Here is a 2416-nt window from a genome sequence, read left to right as displayed (position 1 = left end):
AGCTTGCTTCGTATCCGCCCCATGAACCCACGGGGCGATCAACTAATATTGAAAATTCCATGGTAGCAGAGCGTCGATATCTGGCTCTGATTTCGCCAACTCTTTCATGCATTTCACCATATAGTCGTAAAGAATAAGGCCATTAGCTTTAGCCGTCTCAATGATGCTATAAAGCATGGCACTCGCATTTGCACCATTAGGGGTGTTAGAGAATAACCAGTTCTTTCTTCCAATAACCAGCGGTTTGATTGCTCGTTCTGCACGATTATTATCAATAGATAAATGACCATCATCAAGATAACGGATCAACTTTGGCCATTGTCCAAGCGTATATTTTATTGCTTTACCCAGTACGCTAGAGTCTATTACCTGCTGACTCGTCATCCATTCGTAAAGGTCATCCAATATTGGCTTAGCTTGTCTTTGGCGCTCCGTTTTTCTTTTATCGACAGATACCCCTTTGAGACCTGACTCTATCCCATAAAGTTTTTGGATTTTAGCTAATGCTTTATCCGCCTTGCCCGATTTACCTTTGCCTTGCAGCTTTTTTGCATCCATGAATTTACGGCGAGCATGTGCCATGCAACCCACATTGGTCACTTGATGAAGTCCATCATAAGCGCCATAGCCATCTGTTTGTAGATAACCATCGTAATTCCCTAAAAATGTTTCCGGGCACGCCCTCGCGCGACTATTTTGATAGTCGTACAAAACAATGTTTTTGACATCCGTTAAAGCCGTTTCTGGTGAGTCTGCCCCTGAGCAATAAAGCCACATATAGCACTTTTTATCTTCTTTTAGAACATTGAGTGGGGTTTCATCCGCCTGAACCACCACTTGTTTGAGTAGATGCTCTTTCAAAGCTTCATAAAGTGGCGTGAACTTCTCACTCACTTGAATCACCCATCTAGCCATGGTCGTTCGTGATAGCTCAATACCGGATTGGGAAAATAAGGATTCTTGACGATAAAGCGGCATCGCATATCGGTATTTGCCCAAAATGATATTGGCAAGTAGGCTTTCTGTGGCAAAACTTTTAGGAATAATACTTTGTGGTGCAGACTTTTGAACAATGTGGCTGTTGTCTTGAGTTTGTTCACACTGACGGCAAGCGTACTTTGGACGAACATATTCCAGAACTTTAAGAACCGCTGGCGTGAACTCTAATTTCTCACTACGGTCTTCGCCAATTTTATGCAGAAGATGTTTGCAGCATGAACATTGCTTTTCATCTTCAGTCAAATCAAGTTCAATCACCTCACGCGGTAAGGTTTTAGGCAGAGGTTGACGCTTACCTCGCTTTTTCTTTGTTGTTGTCGTGGTCGTTGTGACTTCAATCTCTTCGTCTTTATCGACTTCACATTCAGCTTCTGCTTCATTAAACAGGTCGCCTTGTGAGGCATTATACGGTTTTAACGCCTCTGAGCGTTTGGCAAACTGACGGTCAAAGGCCAGTTTGAGTTGCTCAAGTAACGATTGGCGCTCTTGCTGCCACTGAGATTCTTTCTGTTTTTGTGATGCCATGAGTGACTTTACCATCGCTTGAAGCTCGGCAACATCTTGGCTGTTTGGGTTAATATCTGGCGTCTTTTTCATGACATTCATTATACTAAAACAAGGTTGTGAACGCTTGGTATATAAGGCTTTTTTATCAATTAAGTCATTGTAAAATCGTGTATTTCAACCGGTTTATGGCCAATAATATTGAAGCCAGAAAGCAGTCTATCGAGCTCGAACTGAGTGAGGGTAAACACGGAATTTTTCTCTTTTGAAGGCCATTTATATTTGTCTTTTTCAAGACATTTATACCAAAGAGCAAAACCAGTTTTATCCCAGTAAAGCACTTTAATTTTGTCTCGTTGCTTGTTAATAAATAGAAACAGGGCACCACTACCAAGAGGTAAATCTGTCTCTTCTTCGATAATGGCAGCAAGACCATTGATGGATTTTCTGAAATCGACACTCTCACGATAGAGGTAAATATCAGAAGTACTGAGCATCCTCTTCATGACAGTGCTCCAATTAATTCAGCAAGGTAAGCAGCAGGTGTGCTTTGAGGAATGCTTAGCTCAACATGATTAATGAGCAAGGTCATATGTGTAATTGGCGTCTGAGTTGCCTGATATTTTGTTGTTTTTTCAATGATTTCAGCTTTGACAAAACCTTGTGATGTTACCGTTTCATTGAGTCGCTGACGCTTTGCATAAAATGTAGAAATACTGATGTCGTTAAGTTTGCAAAAAGCCACTTTTGATAAAGAGCTCGACTCTGATTGCTTGATAAGAGTTTGCCATTCTTGGTCAGTTCGCTGCTTTGTCATTTCAAATCTCCTTTAGGTGGGAGGTTTGATCTTATGACCCGCATTAGATAATTAGAATGCGGGGTTTATGGGACGGATACGCTCCTTGAAGTCAGT

Annotated in this window: 3 protein-coding genes; all 3 read right to left on the bottom strand. The window is 41.5% G+C overall.

Annotation, left to right across the window (positions count from 1 at the left end; genetic code table 11):
- Nucleotides 1-42 precede the first annotated feature (42 nt).
- Genes tnpC through tnpA form a run of 3 tightly spaced genes read right to left on the bottom strand, consistent with a single transcriptional unit; the run spans nucleotide 43 to nucleotide 2320 of the window.
- Nucleotides 43-1596: an IS66 family transposase gene (gene tnpC, locus QQJ93_RS15840; RefSeq protein ID WP_284186116.1), complete on the bottom strand. Its 1554-nt coding sequence runs from the start codon at nucleotides 1594-1596 to the stop codon at nucleotides 43-45.
- Between the two features lie 59 nt (nucleotides 1597-1655).
- Nucleotides 1656-2009, bottom strand: coding sequence for an IS66 family insertion sequence element accessory protein TnpB (tnpB, locus tag QQJ93_RS15835; protein ID WP_284186115.1), 354 nt, complete (start codon nucleotides 2007-2009; stop codon nucleotides 1656-1658).
- Complete coding sequence (gene tnpA / locus QQJ93_RS15830; protein WP_284186114.1) at nucleotides 2006-2320, bottom strand: IS66 family insertion sequence element accessory protein TnpA; 315 nt, start codon at nucleotides 2318-2320, stop codon at nucleotides 2006-2008. Before tnpA ends, tnpB begins: the two co-directional genes overlap by 4 nt.
- Nucleotides 2321-2416: the final 96 nt, after the last annotated feature.

Origin of the sequence: Vibrio algivorus (genome assembly GCF_030161215.1) — a bacterium.
GTDB classification, from domain to species: domain Bacteria; phylum Pseudomonadota; class Gammaproteobacteria; order Enterobacterales; family Vibrionaceae; genus Vibrio; species Vibrio algivorus.
Note: the sequence above shows the minus strand (reverse complement) of the source record. Positions and strands in the feature narration are given on the sequence as shown.

What these genes read in the sequence shown, in the direction of transcription:
- tnpA (WP_284186114.1), bottom strand. Translation starts at nt 2,320, where the DNA reads ATGACAAAGCAGCGAACTGACCAAGAATGGCAAACTCTTATCAAGCAA.
- tnpC (WP_284186116.1), bottom strand. Translation starts at nt 1,596, where the DNA reads ATGAAAAAGACGCCAGATATTAACCCAAACAGCCAAGATGTTGCCGAG.
- tnpB (WP_284186115.1), bottom strand. Translation starts at nt 2,009, where the DNA reads ATGAAGAGGATGCTCAGTACTTCTGATATTTACCTCTATCGTGAGAGT.